This window comes from Nonomuraea sp. NPDC050451, assembly GCF_044458585.1.
The window spans coordinates 424,269-440,434 of the sequence record NZ_JBITHZ010000002.1 but is presented as its reverse complement, the minus strand read 5'-3'; the positions used below and the strand labels follow the sequence as shown (position 1 = coordinate 440,434).

Annotated in this window: 15 protein-coding genes; 9 read left to right on the top strand and 6 right to left on the bottom strand. The window is 73.0% G+C overall.

Translation table 11 applies throughout. From position 1 onward, the window contains the following. Window positions 1-2 precede the first annotated feature (2 nt). Window positions 3-890, top strand: coding sequence for a dihydrodipicolinate synthase family protein (locus tag ACIBI9_RS08040; protein WP_397221214.1), 888 nt, complete (start codon window positions 3-5; stop codon window positions 888-890). 1 nt (window position 891) lies between these two features. On the opposite strand, the gene ACIBI9_RS08035 is transcribed toward ACIBI9_RS08040, so the two are convergent. Genes ACIBI9_RS08035 through ACIBI9_RS08025 form a run of 3 tightly spaced genes read right to left on the bottom strand, consistent with a single transcriptional unit; the run spans window position 892 to window position 4,384 of the window. After that, complete coding sequence (locus ACIBI9_RS08035; RefSeq protein WP_397221213.1) at window positions 892-2,841, bottom strand: hypothetical protein; 1,950 nt, start codon at window positions 2,839-2,841, stop codon at window positions 892-894. A 44-nt stretch (window positions 2,842-2,885) separates the two neighbouring features. After that, the gene (locus tag ACIBI9_RS08030) at window positions 2,886-3,614 is read right to left on the bottom strand and encodes an amidohydrolase family protein (RefSeq protein WP_397221212.1); all 729 of its coding nucleotides are present in this window, start codon (window positions 3,612-3,614) and stop codon (window positions 2,886-2,888) included. Then, window positions 3,611-4,384 carry an amidohydrolase family protein gene (locus tag ACIBI9_RS08025; protein ID WP_397221211.1) on the bottom strand — a complete coding sequence of 258 codons (774 nt, stop codon included), beginning with the start codon at window positions 4,382-4,384 and terminating at the stop codon, window positions 3,611-3,613. The genes ACIBI9_RS08030 and ACIBI9_RS08025 overlap by 4 nt, the downstream gene beginning before the upstream one ends. 85 nt (window positions 4,385-4,469) lie before the next feature. On the opposite strand from ACIBI9_RS08025, the gene ACIBI9_RS08020 reads away from it, so the two are divergent. The 6 genes from ACIBI9_RS08020 (at window position 4,470) to ACIBI9_RS07995 (ending at window position 10,398) form a co-directional block, all read left to right on the top strand. After that, a complete protein-coding gene (locus ACIBI9_RS08020; protein ID WP_397221210.1) occupies window positions 4,470-6,437 on the top strand; it encodes a PQQ-binding-like beta-propeller repeat protein in 1,968 nt (655 codons plus the stop codon). An 18-nt stretch (window positions 6,438-6,455) separates the two neighbouring features. After that, window positions 6,456-7,145, top strand: coding sequence for an amidohydrolase family protein (locus ACIBI9_RS08015; RefSeq protein WP_397221209.1), 690 nt, complete (start codon window positions 6,456-6,458; stop codon window positions 7,143-7,145). After that, on the top strand, window positions 7,142-7,855 hold the full coding sequence (locus ACIBI9_RS08010; protein WP_397221208.1) for an amidohydrolase family protein: 714 nt from the start codon (window positions 7,142-7,144) through the stop codon (window positions 7,853-7,855). The genes ACIBI9_RS08015 and ACIBI9_RS08010 overlap by 4 nt, the downstream gene beginning before the upstream one ends. A gap of 13 nt (window positions 7,856-7,868) precedes the next feature. Further along, entirely contained in the window at window positions 7,869-9,038 is a 1,170-nt protein-coding gene (locus ACIBI9_RS08005; protein WP_397221206.1) for a DegT/DnrJ/EryC1/StrS family aminotransferase, read from the top strand. 93 nt (window positions 9,039-9,131) lie between these two features. Further along, window positions 9,132-9,563, top strand: a complete 432-nt coding sequence (locus ACIBI9_RS08000; RefSeq protein ID WP_397221205.1) for a calmodulin-binding protein — start codon at window positions 9,132-9,134, stop codon at window positions 9,561-9,563. A gap of 139 nt (window positions 9,564-9,702) precedes the next feature. After that, a complete protein-coding gene (locus tag ACIBI9_RS07995; RefSeq protein ID WP_397221204.1) occupies window positions 9,703-10,398 on the top strand; it encodes a histidine phosphatase family protein in 696 nt (231 codons plus the stop codon). Here ACIBI9_RS07995 and ACIBI9_RS07990 read toward each other — a convergent pair. Then, window positions 10,395-10,928, bottom strand: coding sequence for a uridine kinase (locus ACIBI9_RS07990; RefSeq protein ID WP_397221203.1), 534 nt, complete (start codon window positions 10,926-10,928; stop codon window positions 10,395-10,397). The two genes, ACIBI9_RS07995 and ACIBI9_RS07990, sit on opposite strands and share 4 nt — an antisense overlap. A 77-nt stretch (window positions 10,929-11,005) precedes the next feature. On the opposite strand from ACIBI9_RS07990, the gene ACIBI9_RS07985 reads away from it, so the two are divergent. Together ACIBI9_RS07985 and ACIBI9_RS07980 are read left to right on the top strand one after the other, a co-directional pair. Continuing rightward, the gene (locus ACIBI9_RS07985; RefSeq protein WP_397221202.1) at window positions 11,006-12,163 is read left to right on the top strand and encodes a CaiB/BaiF CoA transferase family protein; all 1,158 of its coding nucleotides are present in this window, start codon (window positions 11,006-11,008) and stop codon (window positions 12,161-12,163) included. 74 nt (window positions 12,164-12,237) lie between these two features. Continuing rightward, on the top strand, window positions 12,238-13,722 hold the full coding sequence (locus ACIBI9_RS07980; RefSeq protein ID WP_394500887.1) for a carboxyl transferase domain-containing protein: 1,485 nt from the start codon (window positions 12,238-12,240) through the stop codon (window positions 13,720-13,722). Here ACIBI9_RS07980 and ACIBI9_RS07975 read toward each other — a convergent pair. Beyond that, a complete protein-coding gene (locus tag ACIBI9_RS07975; RefSeq protein WP_397221200.1) occupies window positions 13,719-15,650 on the bottom strand; it encodes a hypothetical protein in 1,932 nt (643 codons plus the stop codon). The genes ACIBI9_RS07980 and ACIBI9_RS07975 overlap by 4 nt on opposite strands. Then, on the bottom strand, window positions 15,647-16,144 hold the full coding sequence (locus tag ACIBI9_RS07970) for a sigma-70 family RNA polymerase sigma factor (RefSeq protein WP_397221199.1): 498 nt from the start codon (window positions 16,142-16,144) through the stop codon (window positions 15,647-15,649). Before ACIBI9_RS07970 ends, ACIBI9_RS07975 begins: the two co-directional genes overlap by 4 nt. Between the last annotated feature and the right edge of the window lie 22 nt (window positions 16,145-16,166).

Sequence of the window (16,166 nt, the reverse complement as noted above, 5' to 3'; positions counted from 1 at the left end):
GGGTGGACATCGCTGTACGAAACCTTCGGGACCGGCTCCGCGGCGCGCTGATCGCCGCCGCGGCCACCCCCATGACCGCATCCGGCGAGGTGGACCTCGACCTGGTCTCCCGCTACCTCGCCGGCCTGGTGGCCGACGGCGCCACCGGCCTGGCCGTGCTCGCCCACACGGGTCGCGGCCCGTATCTCGCCCCGGACGTCCGCGCCGCCGTCATCGAGCGCGCGGTCGCCTGCGCCGGTGAAGGGGGCGTCCCGGTGCTGGCCGGCGTGGGCGGCGGGGCGGAGGACCCGGCGGCGCAGGCGCGGGTGGCGGCCGAGCTGGGCGCGGACGGCGTGCTCGTCTTCCCATCGGACGGTGACCGGGTGGCGCTGCACGAGGAGGTGTGGCGGGCGGCCCGGCTGCCGATGATCGCCTTCGATCTCTACACGCGCCCGTGCCCGGCCGGCACGCTGCGCGAGCTGCTGGCGCATCCCGGAGTGGCGGGGCTGAAGACGGCGCTGCTGTCGGACGCGATGGGCTGCCAGCGCGCCATCGCGCTGGCCAGGGAGGCGGACCGGCTGGCGATCACGGGGGAGGACCGCATGTTCGGCCCGTCCCTGCTGTGGGGCGCCGAGGCGGCCCTGGTCGGCATCGCCGCGGCCAGCGTGGGGGTGACCGCCGCGGTCCTGGAGGCGTTCGCGGGCAAGGACCTGCGCGCGTTCGAGGAGGCGTCCGGGCGGTTGGACCGGCTGGCGCAGGTCACGTTCACCGAGCCCATGGAGGGCTACGTGCAGCGCATGCTCTGGCTGGCCGCCGCCGAGGGTCGCGTGCCCGGGACGCACGCCCACGACCCGTACGGCCCGCCCCTCCAGGAGGAGGAGCGGGCCGTCGTGGTCGCCGCGTTCGGGTGAGTCAGCGGCCCGCGATGGCCACCCGGACGAGGTTGCGGGCGCGCACCGCGTACAGGGCCCGGCGGGAGGGATCGAGCGCCAGCTTGGGCTCGCCGCCGAACCACTGCCCGGCCAGCCCCTCCACGATGGCCTTCGACGTGAACGCGACCAGGTCGATCTTGTAGATCGAGCCGCCGTCCGTGCAGTACGCCACCCGGCCGGTGACGAACAGCTCGCCGCCCTTCGTCCCGACCTTGATCGTCCTGGTGACCTTCCTGCTCCGCACGTCGAACTCGAACACCTCGCCCGTGCTCGCCATGCCGTACAGGGTGCCGTTCCTGCCTAGGGCGAGCGAGGAGATCATGCGGGCGCCGGGGATCGGCTCCAGCTGCCAGAGCAGCTTGCGCGTGCGGATGTCGAACGCGGCCAGGCGGGCGGTCGTCGTGACCGGCGGCAGGCCGAGGCCCTCCTGTATCAGGGTGCCCAGGTAGGCGACGCCGTGCCGGGCGACAACCGAGTAGACGGTCTGGCGCTCCACCACCGGCCGGTACGTCTCGTACGTGCCGGTCCGGGGCGAGTAGAGGGAGAGCGCGCCGTTCATGTGGCCGGGCTCCGGCTGGGTGGGCATCACGATCAGGCCCGTCGTGGCGTCGTAGGCGAGGTCGCGCGGGCGGTCCTGCTGGTTGCCCGTACGGGCGATCAGCTCGGCCTCGGTCTTGCCGCGGCGGTGCGCGTACAGGGCCGCCTGCGTGTAGACGCCCAGGTACGTGGTGTCGCCGACGGTGAGCAGCGTCTTCGGCTCGCCCGAGATGCCCAGCCGGGTCACCTTGCCGGTCGCCAGGTCGTGGACGTCGGCGCCGCCCTTGCCGCCGACGTAGACGCGCCGGCCGTCGGAGTGCACGGACATCGGCTCCTCGGGTGCCGCCTTGAAGCCGCGCTGGACGAGGTTGACGTAGTCGAGCGAGCCGGTCGCCGGGTCGTAGACGAAGACCGCGCTGTCCTGGATGCCGTAGATCCGGCCCTCGTGGGCCAGCAGGCGGTGGGTCAGGGCCTCGAAGTAGGGGACGCCGAGCACCTCCAGCTTCTCCGTGGCCAGGTGGTAGCGGTAGAACGTGCCGGAGGGGCGGCCGGCGAAGTAGACGTACCCGTCGTGGATCAGGACCGCGACGATGTACTTCTCGCCGGCCGCGGTGGCCTTGACGACCTTGTAGTTCTGCGGCGCGGCCTTCTCCAGCACGAGCAGCTCGCCCAGCGAGTTCATGCCGCCGGCCAGGTGGGTCTCGGACATGCCCATGCTGGAGACCCAGTCGCGGTCGGCCACGGCGGACGGCAGGAGCTCGCGCTTCTCGCCGGTCCTGCGGTCGATCGCGATCAGGTGGGCGTTGGCGCCGATCCCGGCGTAGACGTACGTGTCGTCGGCCTGGATGCTGCGGACGTACGCCTCTCCGGGGGCGGGCTGGCCCAGGTCGCGGCTCGTGCCGGTGGCCGGGTCGTACTCCCAGATGCGGCCGGGCTCCGACGTGCCCATGTAGACCTTGCCGTCGGGGGAGGAGGCCATGGTCCAGATGTAGTGGTCGGGGTATTCGGCGACCTTGGTGACCTGGCCGGCAACGGTGTCGATCTTGTACAGGTCGGATCTCGCGTGGGTGCCGACGTAGACGTCGGTGCCGACCTTGCACATCGCCCAGATGCCCACGCCGGTCGGGATGTCGAAATGGGTCGTGACCGAATCCTGGGCGAGGTCGAACGCGCCGACCACGTTGGGCGACAGGCCGCGCGAGCCCGCGTAGAGCACGCCGCCGACGAACTCGCCGTTGCCCAGCGGGCTGGCGACGCTCGCCGGCCCCAGGTCCGTGACCGTGCCCTCGGGCTGCGGTTTCTCGTGGGTGGCGGCGCGGGCTGGGGTGGCCGTGAACGTGGCGGCCGCCGTGGTCGCGGCGGCCGCCTGGAGGAAACGACGGCGGGGGATCATGCGCGGGCTCCCTTGGTGAAGTTTGGCCCGCACGCTATAACGGGCTAGGCCGTAATGTCCAGAGAGAAGAGCGCCGCGGCGTTGCGCCAGGCGATCCGCTCGGCGGTCCCGCCGGTGAGCCCCGCCGCCGCGACCGCCCCGAACGCCGACGACGGGTCGATCAGCGTCGCGTCGGTGCCGAACAGCAGCTGCGCCGGGTCCACGGCCGCCACCACCTCCGCGATGCGGCCGGCGGGGAAGTGCGACCAGCAGGGCTCCAGGTAGAGGCGGTCGCAGGCGTTCGCGGCCTCGATGGCGTGGCGGAACCCGTCGGCGCCCATGTGCCCGGCGATCACCCGCAGGTCCGGGATGTCCGCGCAGGCCTCCGCCAGGGCGAGCACGGACGTGCCCCAGGTGTGCACGAGCGCGGGCCGCCCCGTCGCGGCCACCATCGTGAGCGCCTCGCGGAGCTGAGCGGAGCCGACCGGCGAGCCCGTGTAGTCGGTGTGGATCTTCACGCCGACGAACCGGCCGCCCGGCAGGTACGCCGCCAGGTCCGCCTCCGCCTCGCGCAGCCTGCGCGGGTTGACCGTGACGTAGCCGAGCAGGCGGTCCTGCGTCTCCAGGTAGGAGGCCAGGGCGCGGTTGCCGGCGGCGGCGTCGTAGATGACGGCCTCGGTGGCCGAGACGATCGCCCGGTCGATGCCGTAGCGGTCCATGGTGGCGAGGTTGGCCTCGGCCACGTCCATGGTGAAGAACCACGGGCCCCAGTGGGCGTGCACGTCGATGATCATGACTGGGGCCTCCTCAGCAGCCTTTCCGCGTTGCCGCCCGCCACGGCGGCGATCTCCTCCGGCTTCAGCCCGCTGGTGGCCAGGCGCAGGAGGGGCACGAGCGGCTCGTAGTGGGGGGTGCGCGAGCCGTACAGGAGGCGGTCGGCGCCGAGTTCGGCGGCGGCGAGCTCCAGCGCGTCGGGGGAGTTGAGCAGGCGGGTGGAGGTGTGGAAGCCGGGCTCGTCCGCGGCCGCCACCAGGAAGTCGCCCAGGTGGTAGAAGTGCGTGTCGAGGAAGACCACGCTGGCGCCGAGCCCCGCGAAGGGCTGCCAGAACCTGCGCACGTCACCGCCGGTGAGCACCACCAGGCCGAGCCGCGCCGCCAGGCGCGCGACGTGCCTGACGGACGGGAAGCCCGCCTCGACGCCCTGCTCGTCGGGGAACAGCCGGACGGCCCGCACACCTTCGGCGGCCAGCCGCTCCAGCTCGCGCGCGGCGCCGATCGGGTCGCGCAGGTCCACGGCCCCGACGGGGACGACCTCCGGGGCCGCCCGCGCGATCAGCTCGTCGTTGCCCGATCGCACGTCGAACAGCGCCGCCCGCAGGCTCGCCACCGCCGCCGCCCTGATCCGGTGCTCACCCAGCAGCCGCAGCACCTGCTCCGGGGCGCCGGGCGGGCCGTCGCGGTCCGGGTACGCCCCGAACAGCACGTCCACGTCCAGCGCCACCTCCAGCCCGCCGACCAGGCGCCACGCGTCGAACGGAATACCGGACCCATCCTCAATCGCCATGCGGCACATCATGCCATTGACGAACTGTGCTTATAAAGTTACGGTCTGGCCCATAATTGCTCAGCAATGAACGCGAGGTGCGCCCATGCTCCGATCCCTCCTGGTAATTCTGTCGGCGCTCTTACCCGCGCTCCTCACCGGCCCGGTCGCGCAGGCGGCGACGTCCTGTGACGCCCCGGCGGTGGAGCGGTTCGGCCCGGCGTCGGTCACCGGCGCCATCGTGGGCGCCACCGTGCTCGACGGGCACGCCTACGTGGTGACCCGCGGACTGAAGCCCCCCGTGCTGGCCGACATCGACCTCGCCACCCGCAAGGTCGTCAGGAGCGTCACCCTGCCCGACGGCCCGGCCACCGGTGAGCCGGAGGGCGCCTGGGCCACGGCCGTGTCCGGCGGCAAGATCTACGTCGGCACCTACCCGGTGCCCGACCTCTACAGCTTCGACCCGGCCACGGGCACGGTGGAGCGGCTGGCGTCGTTCGGGAAGAACGGCGGCTTCGTCTGGAGCCTCGCCGCCGCGCCCGACGGCACCCTCTACGCCGGCACCTACCCTGACGGCCGGGTCCGGGAGTACGAGCCGGGCACGGGCGCGGTGCGCGACTTCGGCGTGCTGGTCCAGGGTGAGCGGTACGTGCGCGCGGTCGCCGCCGACGCCACCTACGTGTACGCGGGGCTGCTCGACAAGGGCCGGCTCGTCCGGATCACCCGGGCGGACGGCACGGTGAAGGAGCTGGCCGCCGCCCCGACCGGCATCGGCGCCGTCGCCGTGCACGGCGACCGGGTGCTGGCCGCCGCCGGCGACACGCTGATCGACATCCGCTCGGACGGCACGGACGAGCGCCGGACGACCCTGGCCGGCGGCACGATCGACATGCTGACCGTGGCGGGCGACGACACGATCTACGCCACCTCCCGGCCCGACGGCGCCGTCCACCGCTACCGCACGGGCGAGACCGCCTTCACCAAGGTCGCCGAACCGCCGTCGCCGGGCGACGAGACCAGGCGGATCCAGCAGCTCGACGACAACACCCTGCTCGGCTTCTCGGGCAGCGGCGGCATGTGGTGGCTGGACCTGCGCACCGGCAAGTCCGAGTTCGTCGACCTCATCGACGCCGGCCTGCCCAGCGGCCCGGAGCGGCCGCAGAGCATGCTCGTGGTGCCGAACCGCGCCGTCTACATCGGCGGCCACTTCTCCATGGAGGTGCGTGACCTGCGCACGGGCGAGAAGCGCAGGTTCCGGATGCCCGGCGAGCCGAAGGACCTCGTGCGGAAGGGCAACAAGATCTACGCCGCCATCTACCCGAGCGGGCAGATCGTCTCCGTCGACCTGCATACGGACCGGGTGCGCAGCCTCGGCTACCTCGGACACGGCCAGCAGCGCCCCTGGGACATCGAGTACGACCCCGCCACCGACAAGCTCGTGGTCGCCAGCGCCCCGCTCGGCGCCAAGCTGAACGGCGCCCTGTCCGTGATCGACCCCCGCTCCGGCCGCATCGACGTCTATGAGGGCGTCATCCCCGACCAGAGCCTCATGAGCCTGTCGGTCGACCCCCGAGGCGGCGTCGTCTACCTGGGCGGCGACGTGCTCGGCGGGGGCGGCACCCCGCCGGTCAGGACGTCCGCGTCCGTGGCCGCCTTCGACCTGCGTGCCCGCAAGGTGCTCTGGCAGGTGGACCCGATCCCGGGGCACCGCACGTTCCAGGACGTCAAGGTGCACGACGGGCTGCTGTACGGCGTCTACAAGCGTGACTCGGGCACCTGGATCGCCATGGACCTGGCGACCAGGGCGGTGGTGCGGCAGGGCAAGCTCTCCGGGTACGGCGAGCTGACCGTGCACCGGGGCAGGGTGTTCGCGGACACGTTCTTCGGCGGCGGCAACGCGTACGAGCTGGGCACCGAGGCCAAGCTGCTGGCCACCGGGCTCGGTGACGAGTGGTACACCAACCCGCAGCTGCACTTCGAGCCCGGCTCCTGGCGGGCGTGGGCGCTCGTGGGCCGGGACCTGGCCAGGATCCGGCTCGATCCGCGCTGCCCGGCCTTGACCGTCACTCCGTAACCTCGCTAGTTTCGGTCTGTGCCGAAATATGTGATCGATGCCCACCGGCTCATCGGTCCCGTGCCGTTCGACGACCTGCCGACGGACCCCCGGGGCGAGATGGACCGGCTGGGCATCGACCGGGCCTGCGTCACCCACACGCTCAGCCTCTACTCCGACCCGAAGGCGGGCAACGACGCGCTGCTCGCGCTCGACGACCCCCGGCTCATCCCCGTGCCGGTCGTGGTGCCCGTGCCCGGGGCGCCGGAGGGGCCGGACGAGGTGGCGGCGTGGGGCGTACGGATGATCAGGCTCTGCCCCGAACGCCACCGCTTCGACCTCACGGGACCGTGGGCCCTGCGGTGGCTGGCCGAGATCGGCCTGCCCGTCGCGATCGACCTCGACGAGACCTCGCCCGCCCAGCTCCGCCACCTCGCCGAGCGCCTGCCCACCCTGCCCGTGCTCGTGCTCAACCCCGGCTACCGCCGGCTGCGCGCGCTGGCCGAGCTGATGGCCGAGGCGCCGAACGTGCGGGCCGAGATCGGCACCGTCAACACCCAGGGCGGCGTCGAGTGGCTGGCGGCGCTGTTCGGGGCGGAGCGGCTGGTGTTCGGCACGGGCGCGCCGGTGTCCGACGACTGCGGCCCCCGCTTCCTGCTCGACCACCTCGACCTGCCCCCGCGGGACGTCGAGCGGATCGCCGCCGGGACTCTGGAGGAGCTGCTGTGATCCTCGACGCCCACGGCCACGTCGGCACCTGGCCCGACTTCCTCATCCCCCATCCCACCGCCGAACACCTCGTGGCCGCGATGGACCGGATCGGCGTCACCGCGATGGGCATCAGCCACCTGCTCGCCGTCGGCCCCGACGCCGTGCGCGGCAACGAGCTGGCCATGGAGATCGCCGGACGTTTCCCCGGCCGGTTCGGGGTGTGGCAGGTCTACAACCCGCACCACCGCACCCCGCTCGCCCGCGACGGCGTGTGGGGGATCAAGCTCCACCCCGACGTGCACCAGTGCCGCCTGGACGACCCCCTGTACGAGCCGGTCTGGCGGCTCGGCCTGCCGGTCCTGGCGCACGGCCAGACGGACTCGCCCTGGAGCGATCCCGCCCAGTTCGCCGCCGTCGGCGCCCGGCACCCGCACGTGCCGCTGATCATGGGGCACACCGGGCTCTGGGCGTACGGGTTCGGCCGCGCGGCCCGGCTGGTGGCCGACGTTCCGAACGTCTACCTGGAGACGTGCGGCTCGAAGATGACCGGCCGGTGGATCGCCCGGCTGGCCGCGCTGGCGGGGGCCGAGCGGGTGCTGTTCGGCTCGGACGCCTGCTTCCTCGACCTGCGCACCGGCTACGGCCGCGTCGCCCTGGCCCCGCTCACCGACACCGACCGTGCCCTCGTCCAGGGCGCCAACCTGGCCCGCCTGCTCGGCCACCTGTGAAGGGACGTCTCCCGTGACGCTCGCCATCCACGGCGGCACTCCTGTCCGCTCGGCCCCCTGGCCCGCCTGGCCGCCGCCCCTCGACCCCGCGCAGCGCGAGCTCGTCACCAAGGTGCTCGAGAGCGGCCTGTGGGGGGCCACGCAGGGCGGTTCCGTGGTGGCGGACCTGACCGGCGCGTTCGCCCGCCGCTCCGGCGTCCCGTACGGCGTCGCCGTGGGCAACGCCACGCTGGGCCTGTTCGCCGCGCTGCGCGGCCTCGGCGTGGGCAGGGGCGACGAGGTGATCGTCCCGGCGTACACGTTCGTGGCCTCGGCCACCGCCGTGCTGCTGGCCGGCGCCGTACCCGTCATCGCCGACGTGGACCCGGCGGACCTGCACCTGTCCCCGCGAGCCGTGCGGGACGCCGTGACCGCCAGAACCGCGGCGATCATGCCCGTGCACCTGGCGGGCAGCCCCGCCGACATGGACCCGCTCAACGACCTGGCCGCCCGGCACGGGCTCGCGGTCGTCGAGGACGCCGCCCAGGCGCACGGCGCCACGTACCGGGACCGTCCCGTGGGCGGCCTGGGCGACGCGGGGGTCTACAGCTTCCAGGCGAGCAAGGCGATGACCGCCGGCGAGGGCGGCCTGATCGTCTGCCGCGACCAGGCCGTGCACGACCGCGTCTGGTCGGCCTGCAACGTCGGCCGCGCGCCCGGCGGCCGCTGGTACGGCCACCCGTCCGTCGGCTGGAACCTGCGCCTCACCGAGATCCAGGCGGCGCTCCTGCTGCCCTGGCTGGACCGCCTCGACGAGGAGATCGACCGCAGGAACGCCTTCTGCGCCGCCCTGGAGCGCGAGCTCGACCACGTCCCCGAGGTGACCGTGGTGCCGCAGCCGGAGGGCACGACGCGCGACTCGCGCCACCTGCTCATGCTGCGCCTCGACGCCGAGATGGACCGCGAGTTCCTGCTGGCCGCCATGGCCGCGGAGGGGGTGCCGCTCGACGCCGGCTACCCGCCGCTCGGCACGATGGCCGCCCTCACCGCCGAGGGCGCCCGCGTCGAACCCTGTCCGGGCGCCGAGGAGGCCGCCAGGACCGTGGTGTGGGTACGCCAGGCCATGCTCATGGACGCCCCTGAGGCGGCCGGCGACATCGCCGAGGCCCTCGCGAAGGTGCTTACAGCCCTTGGGGGCCACTGAACTGTCGCCATTACGTTCAGTGGGCGATCAACTACAGTATGCGATGCATGGCCGTGGAAAACGGCCCATCGGTACTGGAGGTGCGTCCCCCAAATGCGCAGCATCCCCGCCAAGATCGCAGCCGTCCTCGCGGCAGTCGCGATGCTCGTCGTCACCGCCCCCGCGCCCGCCCAGGCGGCTCCGGCCGCCTACTTCGAGATCACCGACATCACGGGAGAGCGGTTCGTCATCGAGCTCACCGACCCCTGGAAGATCCAGCACGCCCGTGACCTGATCAACGGCACCACCCGGGACAGGCCGCACGTCATCGGGCGCATCCTGCCGCACGGGGCCTACTACAACCCAAGGTGGAGCTACCACCTGCGGCCCGAGACGATCGACTTCTTCGACTACGGGATCGAGGTCTGTGACGCGACCATCCCCTACGTCGAAGACCATCTGGACGAGGCCGGCGGGGCCTTCCTGCCCGGCTACGTGTGGTGCCCGTGGACCTCGCGCCTCCAACGCGAGCTGTCCGCGGTCTAGTCACGACCGGCCCCTCCGGGAGGACCCTCCCGTGAGGGGCCGTTCGGTGCCCGGAGGATGGTGGGCACGTATGACCTCCCAGAGCGATATAACGGGCTTGACCGTAATTTGCCGGAGGGGCCCGTGACAAGATGGCGGGATGGGACCGGCGCGGATCATGGCGGTGCGGCACGGGGAGAGCGAGGCCAACCTCGCCCATCGGGAGGCCGGGCCGGCGCCGCTGGTCTACGAGCGCGGGGACGACGAGGTCACGCTGACGGCCCTGGGCCGGGCGCAGGCCGCCGCGTTCGGTCGGTCGCTGGCGGGCCTGCCCGCCGCCGAGGCCCCCGAGGTGGTGTGGTGCTCGCCCTACCTGCGGGCGCTCGACACGTGGCGGACGGCCCTGCGGGCGTGGGGGGCCGGCCCGCTCCCGCTCACCGTGGACCGGCGGCTCAGGGACCAGGAGGCGGGGGCGTTCGCGCGCTACAACCTGGCCGCGATCAGGGAGCGCTTCCCCGAGGAGATGGCGCGGCGGGAGGCCGAGGGCGCGTACGCCTTCCGGCCGCCGGGCGGCGAGTCGCTGGCCGACGTCGTGGTGCGGCTCCGTGACCTCCTCGCCGACCTGCGCGAGCACGCGGCCGGGCGGCGGGTGCTGATCGTCGCCCACGACTCGGTGGTGCTGGGCCTGCGCCACGTCCTCGCGGGCGGCCCAGAGACGGACAGGGACGCGGACCTGGCCGCGGTCCTGAAGTTCGCGCCGGTGCTGAACGCCTCCGTCTCCGTCTGGGACGGCTCCGGGCTCGTCCGGTTCAACGACGTCGGCCATCTCCGGCCCGCCTCTGACCAGCCGGTCTAGCCGGTCTCGACGATCAGGTCGACCCGGTCGCGGGTCCGGTCCTCGGCGAACCATTTCTCCTCGGCCGCGAACCACTCCAGCCACCGCGGCTCCAGTTCCGGCCCGTCCCGCTCCATGACCCGCGCGAAGCGCAGTGCCCGCGGCGCGTCCACCCACACGGTGAACGCCAGCAGGCGGGCGATCGAGGCGCGGGCCGTGCCGACGCCCTCGATGACCAGGGCCGGCGCGAGCGGGACCGCCACGTGCTCGGCGTACTCGCCGCGCACCCAGTCGTACCTGCGGAAACCTCCGGGCAGGCCGTCCCGGAGCCTGACCAGCACCTGCGACTCCAGCGCGTGGAACCAGCCGCCGGGCCCCTCCTCCCACGGCACGGGGAAGTCGTCGCTGTGGATCACCTGGCACCCGAGCGCCGCCCCCAGCCGCCCCGCGAACGTCGTCTTGCCCGCCCCCGCCGGCCCGTCCACGGCCACCAGCCGGACGGGGCCGCACGAGGGGCGCAGGGTCATGATGCGATCGGCCAGGTGGTTCACCGGACCCAGGGTAGAAGACGTGGTGTGGGCTACTGAGAGAATGTTCTTTCGCCCCGAACGCAAGCAGGAGGTTGATCTTGCTCGGACCCCTCGGTGACATCGTCGTGCTCGATCTGTCCAGGGCCCTGGCCGGGCCGCACGCGGCGCAGATGCTGGGTGACCTGGGCGCTCGGGTGATCAAGGTGGAACATCCGGACGGGGGCGACGAGTCGCGCGGGTGGGGACCGCCGTTCGTCGGGCCGGATCACGAAATTTCGACTTATTTCCTGGCAGCCAACCGCAACAAGCAGTCCATCGCCGTCGACCTCAAGTCCGCCGACGGCAAGCAGCTCATCGAGCGCCTCGTGCGCCAGAGCGACGTCCTCATCGAGAACTTCCGCACCGGCGTGCTCGACCGCCTGGGCTTCTCCGTCGAGCGCCTCCACGAGCTCAACCCCCGCCTGGTCATCCTGTCGATCACCGGCTTCGGCCACGACGGCCCGGAGGGCGGGCGCCCCGGCTACGACCAGATCGCCCAGGGCGAGGCCGGCCTGATGTCGCTGACCGGGCCGTCGCCCGACGAGCCCTACCGCGTCGGCGCCTCCATCGCCGACCTGCTCGCCGGCATCCACGGCGCGTACGGCGTCACCGGCGCCCTCTACGAGCGCGAGCGCACCGGCAAGGGCCGCGTCGTACGCACCTCGCTGCTGGCCGCGATCACCGGCGTCCACGCCTACCACGGCACCGCCTGGACGGTCGGCGGCAAGGTGCCGGCGGCCGGCGGCAACCACCACGCCTCCATCGCCCCCTACGGCGCCTTCCGCTGCGCAGACGGCATGCTGCAGATCGCCGCGGCCAACGACGGCCAGTGGAAGAAGGTCGCCACGCTCCTCGGCATCGACCCCGATGCCGCGAAATACGCCACGAACAGGGAAAGGTTCGCGCATCGGGACGAGCTGATCGCGGACATGGAGAAGGCCCTGGCGGCCCACGACCGCGCCCACTGGCTGGCCAGGCTGGGCGAGGAGGGCGTGCCCGCGGGCGCGATCAGGACGCTCGACGAGGTCTACGCCTGGGACCAGACCCGCTCGCAGGGGCTGGTCGTCGAGGTGGAGCACCCGGTGCTGGGCACGATCGAGCTGCCCGGTCCGCCGCTGCGCTTCGACGGTCTCGAGGGGTTCGAGCACACCGCGCCGCCCGCCCTCGGCCAGGACGGCGACGCCGTGCTCGCCTGGCTCGAAGAGCGTGAACGATGATCCGCATTTCGCGGCACCGGACGATCTCTTCGTGCGTCAACATTGCAAGGCTGGCCGACATTTAGGGAGCGATAGTGAGCCGTCCGGACGCGCGCACACTGATCGAAACGATCCTCGACCGGGGGTCGTGGAAGTCGTGGGACGCGCCGCCCGCCGACCCCGCGCAGCCCGGCTCCCCCTACGCCGACGAGCTGGCCGCGGCCCGCGTCAAGTCCGGCTACGACGAGTCGGTCATCACCGGCGAAGGGCTGCTCGGCGGGCGGAGGGTGGCCGTGGTGGCCTGCGAGTTCTCCTTCATGGCGGGCTCGATCGGGGTGGCGGCGGCCGAGCGGTTCACGGCCGCCGTCGAGCGGGCCACCCGCGAGCGGCTGCCGCTGCTGGCCGCGCCCGCGTCGGGCGGCACGCGGATGCAGGAGGGCGCGCTCGCGTTCGTCCAGATGGTGAAGATCACCACCGCGATCCAGCTGCACCGCAGCGAGGGCCTGCCCTACCTGGTCTACCTGCGGCACCCGACGACGGGCGGGGTGTTCGCGTCGTGGGGGTCGCTCGGGCACGTCACGGCGGCCGAGCCGGGGGCGCTGATCGGGTTCATGGGGCCGCGGGTGTTCGAGTCGCTGCACGGCTACGCGTTCCCCGAAGGCGTGCAGGTCGCGGAGAACCTCCACCGCAAGGGCCTGATCGACGCGGTGGTCCCGGCCGAGGAGGCGCGGGAGATCGCGATCAGGGCGCTCGGCGTGCTCGCCGACGACAGGTCACGGGTGGAGGCGGGCACGCCTCCGGAGGAGGACCTGCGACCCGTGGAGGCGTGGGAGGCGATCACCCGCTCCCGCCGCGACGACCGGCCCGGTGTCCGCACGCTGCTCAAGCTCGCCGCCACCGACGTGACCCCGCTCAGCGGCAGCGGGGAGGGCGAGAACGAGCCGGGGCTGCTGCTCGCGCTGGCCAGGTTCGGCACGGCGCCGGCGGTGGTGCTCGGCCAGGACCGGCGGGTCCAGCGGACCAACTCGCCGCTCGGCCCGGCCGGGCTCAGGGTGGCCCGGCGGGGCATGCGGCTGGCGGCCGAGCTGGGCCTGCCCCTGATCACCGTCGTCGACACGGCGGGCGCCGACCTGTCGAAGGCGGCCGAGGAGGGCGGGCTGGCCGCCGAGATCGCCCGCTGCCTGGCCGAGCTGGTCATGCTCGACGCGCCGACCGTGTGCCTGCTGCTCGGCGAGGGGGCGGGCGGGGCGGCGCTGGCGCTGCTGCCCGCCGACCGGGTGCTCTGCGCCCAGCACGCCTGGCTGTCGCCGCTGCCGCCGGAGGGCGCCTCGGCCATCCTCTACCGCTCGGTGGACTTCGCGCCCGAGATCGCCCAGGCCCAGCGCATCCGCGCCACCGACCTGCGCCGCGACGGCATCGTGGACCGCGTCGTCCCGGAGGTGCCGGACGCCGCGTACGAGCCGAGGCAGTTCTGCGAGCGGGTGGGGCGGGCGCTGGAGTACGAGATCGCGAACTTGCTGGAGCTGAGCCCGGCGGACCGTTTCGCGGCCCGCCGGGCCCGCTACCGCAACCTCGGCTAGGAACGCGGGCCCTGCTGCCTGGGCAGCTCGTACCGCCACAGCTCCTTGCCGCCGGCGTCGTAGCCCGTGAGGGATACGGTCTCGTCGCCCTTGGGAATCGGGGCCGCGAACAGCGTCACGTTCTGCCCCCACGAGTCCGGGACGGCCTCGGCCGTTCCGGTGGCGCCGCCCTTCATGCGGAGCTCCACCTTGGCGGTGCCCGCGGGCGCGTAGCCGTACCAGGCCGTTTTGGTGTCGATCCACTGGACCGGCCGCGCGGTGTCGAGCAGGTCGCTCAGGCGCGCGCCGGGCAGCGGCCCCGGCAGCGCCGGCACCACCTCGCCGTTCTCCCAGAAGGTCGCGCAGCCCGACACGATGAGCGCCGTGATGCCCGCCGGCAGGATCTGGCGGGCGGCCCCGGACCTCGCGGCCCGCTTCTCGCAGCTCTTGCTGTAGTTCGGGACCTGCTTGTCCGGCTTGCCCTTCGCCTTGACGACGAAGCCCCCGACCTCGGTGCCACGCGGGACGCTGACGTGCCAGACCGGATACGGGGTGCCCTTGCCGCGCAGGAACGAGGCGCGGACCCGCTGCCCGTCGAGGAGCACCGCTTCGACCGACTCCCAGTCCGCGAGGGCCGGGCCGAAGTAGATGTCGGCGCCGGGGTCCGGCAGGTAGGTGGTCGCCTCCTGGAAGGAGTGGGAGTTCTGCGGGAAGTCGAGAAGGCAGCTGCGCATACTCCGGTTGCTCGGCGCGGGTCCGCCGGTGGAGCAGAACTCGGTCCCGTCGTCGGGTCTCTGAGTGAACCAGAGGCGTACCGGGCGGCCGGAACCTTCGGTGCCCGGGAGGGTCATCACCTCGCCGGCGACCTTGTCGGCCTCGTCCGGCGCCGTCCTGGCCGGCTCGTTGTGGCTCCAGACCTGCTTGCCTGACGAGTCGTAGGCGGTGACGCGGCGACTTTCGTCCGGGTCGTCGGACGGGCTCCCGGCCGCGAACAGCGTGACGCCCAGGTTCCAGGGATCGGGCCTGGTCTCGACGCTAGCCGTGCTCCCGCTGCCGAACGAGACCTCTATCCTGGCGACGTCCTTGCGGGCGAAGCCGATGATCATGTCGGGCAGGGGAGTGATCACCACCGGGCTCGCCGCGGCGGGCAGCTGCGAGACGAGCTCGGCGCCGTGCCGCGACCACGTCAGCCGCGTCCCGTCCTTCGTCCGGTACGGCCGGACGGAGATGCCCTGGGACAGCTCCATGGGCGCGCTCATGGGCTGCCCGCTCGGCGCGGACAGGCCGTCGCGGGACCACCATCCGAGGCCCTTGCCGTCGTCGTCCGAGATCCGGATCCTGGACATGGGCTCCTGGGCCGGATACGTCACGGTCCACAGCCGGTACGGCGCGCCGTCCAGGCTCAGCACCGTGCCCTGGAACTCCTGCCCGCCCTTCGTGACCCCGGCCACCGCGCCCACGTCCTGGCGGGCCAGCCCCCAGTCCATCGCGGTCCCCGCGCCGTCCCGCAGCGTGCTGCCGACGTACCAGGCGTCCGCGTGCTCCAACCCGACGGCGTCGGCGCAGGCCCCGTACGGCTCGCCGGCGGCCCGCTCGACGACGTAGCAGACCTCGGGATAGCCCAGCTTCCCTCTGGCGAACCAGATCCGCAGCGGCTTGCCCTCGGAAGGGTTGTCGACGGACGCCTCCTTGCCGAGGGGCGTGCGCTCCTTCATGAGCTGCTGGTAGATCCCGGTCGGGTCGATCGCGGTGTTCCTGCCCAGGCCCCCGTTGAGCAGCGCAGGAACGAAAACGGTCAGCAGCGCCACCGGCAGCGCGGCCAGCAGCCACCGGGCCGGCCGGCGCCGCGGCCGGCGCTCCATGATGCGCGCCCAGGCGTGCGGGTCGGGCTCGTAGGTCCGGGCGCGGGCGTCGAACGCGGCTCGAAGGCGCTCTTCCAGGTCGTTCACGCGTCCTCCTCCTTCAGCGCCTTGCCCAGGGCGGCCAGGGCCCGGCTCGCGTGCGTCTTCACCGATCCGGGCGAGACGCCCATGGCGTCGGCGATCTCGCGTTCCGACAGGTCCAGCCAGTAGCGCAGGACGAGGGCCTCGCGCTGGCGGCGCGGCAGCCGGTCCACGGCGGCCAGCAGCTCGCGGTGCTCCTCGGAGGCGAGCACGGCGTGCTCGCTGCTGCGCGCCGGTTCGGGAGGGTCGGGGCGGCGCAGCCGGACGAGGCTGAGGTGGCGCAGGCGGTTGCGCGTCAGGTTGCAGACGGTGGAGCGCAGGTAGGCCAGGGCGGCCCCGTCGTCGCGCAACCGCCTTGTGTGCAGCCGGGTGAACGCCTCCTGAGCGATGTCCTCAGGGTCGTCCGCGCCGAGCAGCCCGGCCAGGCGTACCAGGGAGTGGTACTGGGCCGCGAACAGGTCGGCGAACGACGGCTGCGCCATGGTCGCTGTTTCGGTCACCTCATAGAGACACCCGGAACGG

What these genes read in the sequence shown, in the direction of transcription:
- ACIBI9_RS08030 (WP_397221212.1), bottom strand. Translation starts at nt 3,614, where the DNA reads ATGATCATCGACGTGCACGCCCACTGGGGCCCGTGGTTCTTCACCATG.
- ACIBI9_RS08020 (WP_397221210.1), top strand. Translation starts at nt 4,470, where the DNA reads ATGCTCCGATCCCTCCTGGTAATTCTGTCGGCGCTCTTACCCGCGCTC.
- ACIBI9_RS07995 (WP_397221204.1), top strand. Translation starts at nt 9,703, where the DNA reads ATGGGACCGGCGCGGATCATGGCGGTGCGGCACGGGGAGAGCGAGGCC.
- ACIBI9_RS08025 (WP_397221211.1), bottom strand. Translation starts at nt 4,384, where the DNA reads ATGGCGATTGAGGATGGGTCCGGTATTCCGTTCGACGCGTGGCGCCTG.
- ACIBI9_RS08000 (WP_397221205.1), top strand. Translation starts at nt 9,132, where the DNA reads ATGCGCAGCATCCCCGCCAAGATCGCAGCCGTCCTCGCGGCAGTCGCG.
- ACIBI9_RS08035 (WP_397221213.1), bottom strand. Translation starts at nt 2,841, where the DNA reads ATGATCCCCCGCCGTCGTTTCCTCCAGGCGGCCGCCGCGACCACGGCG.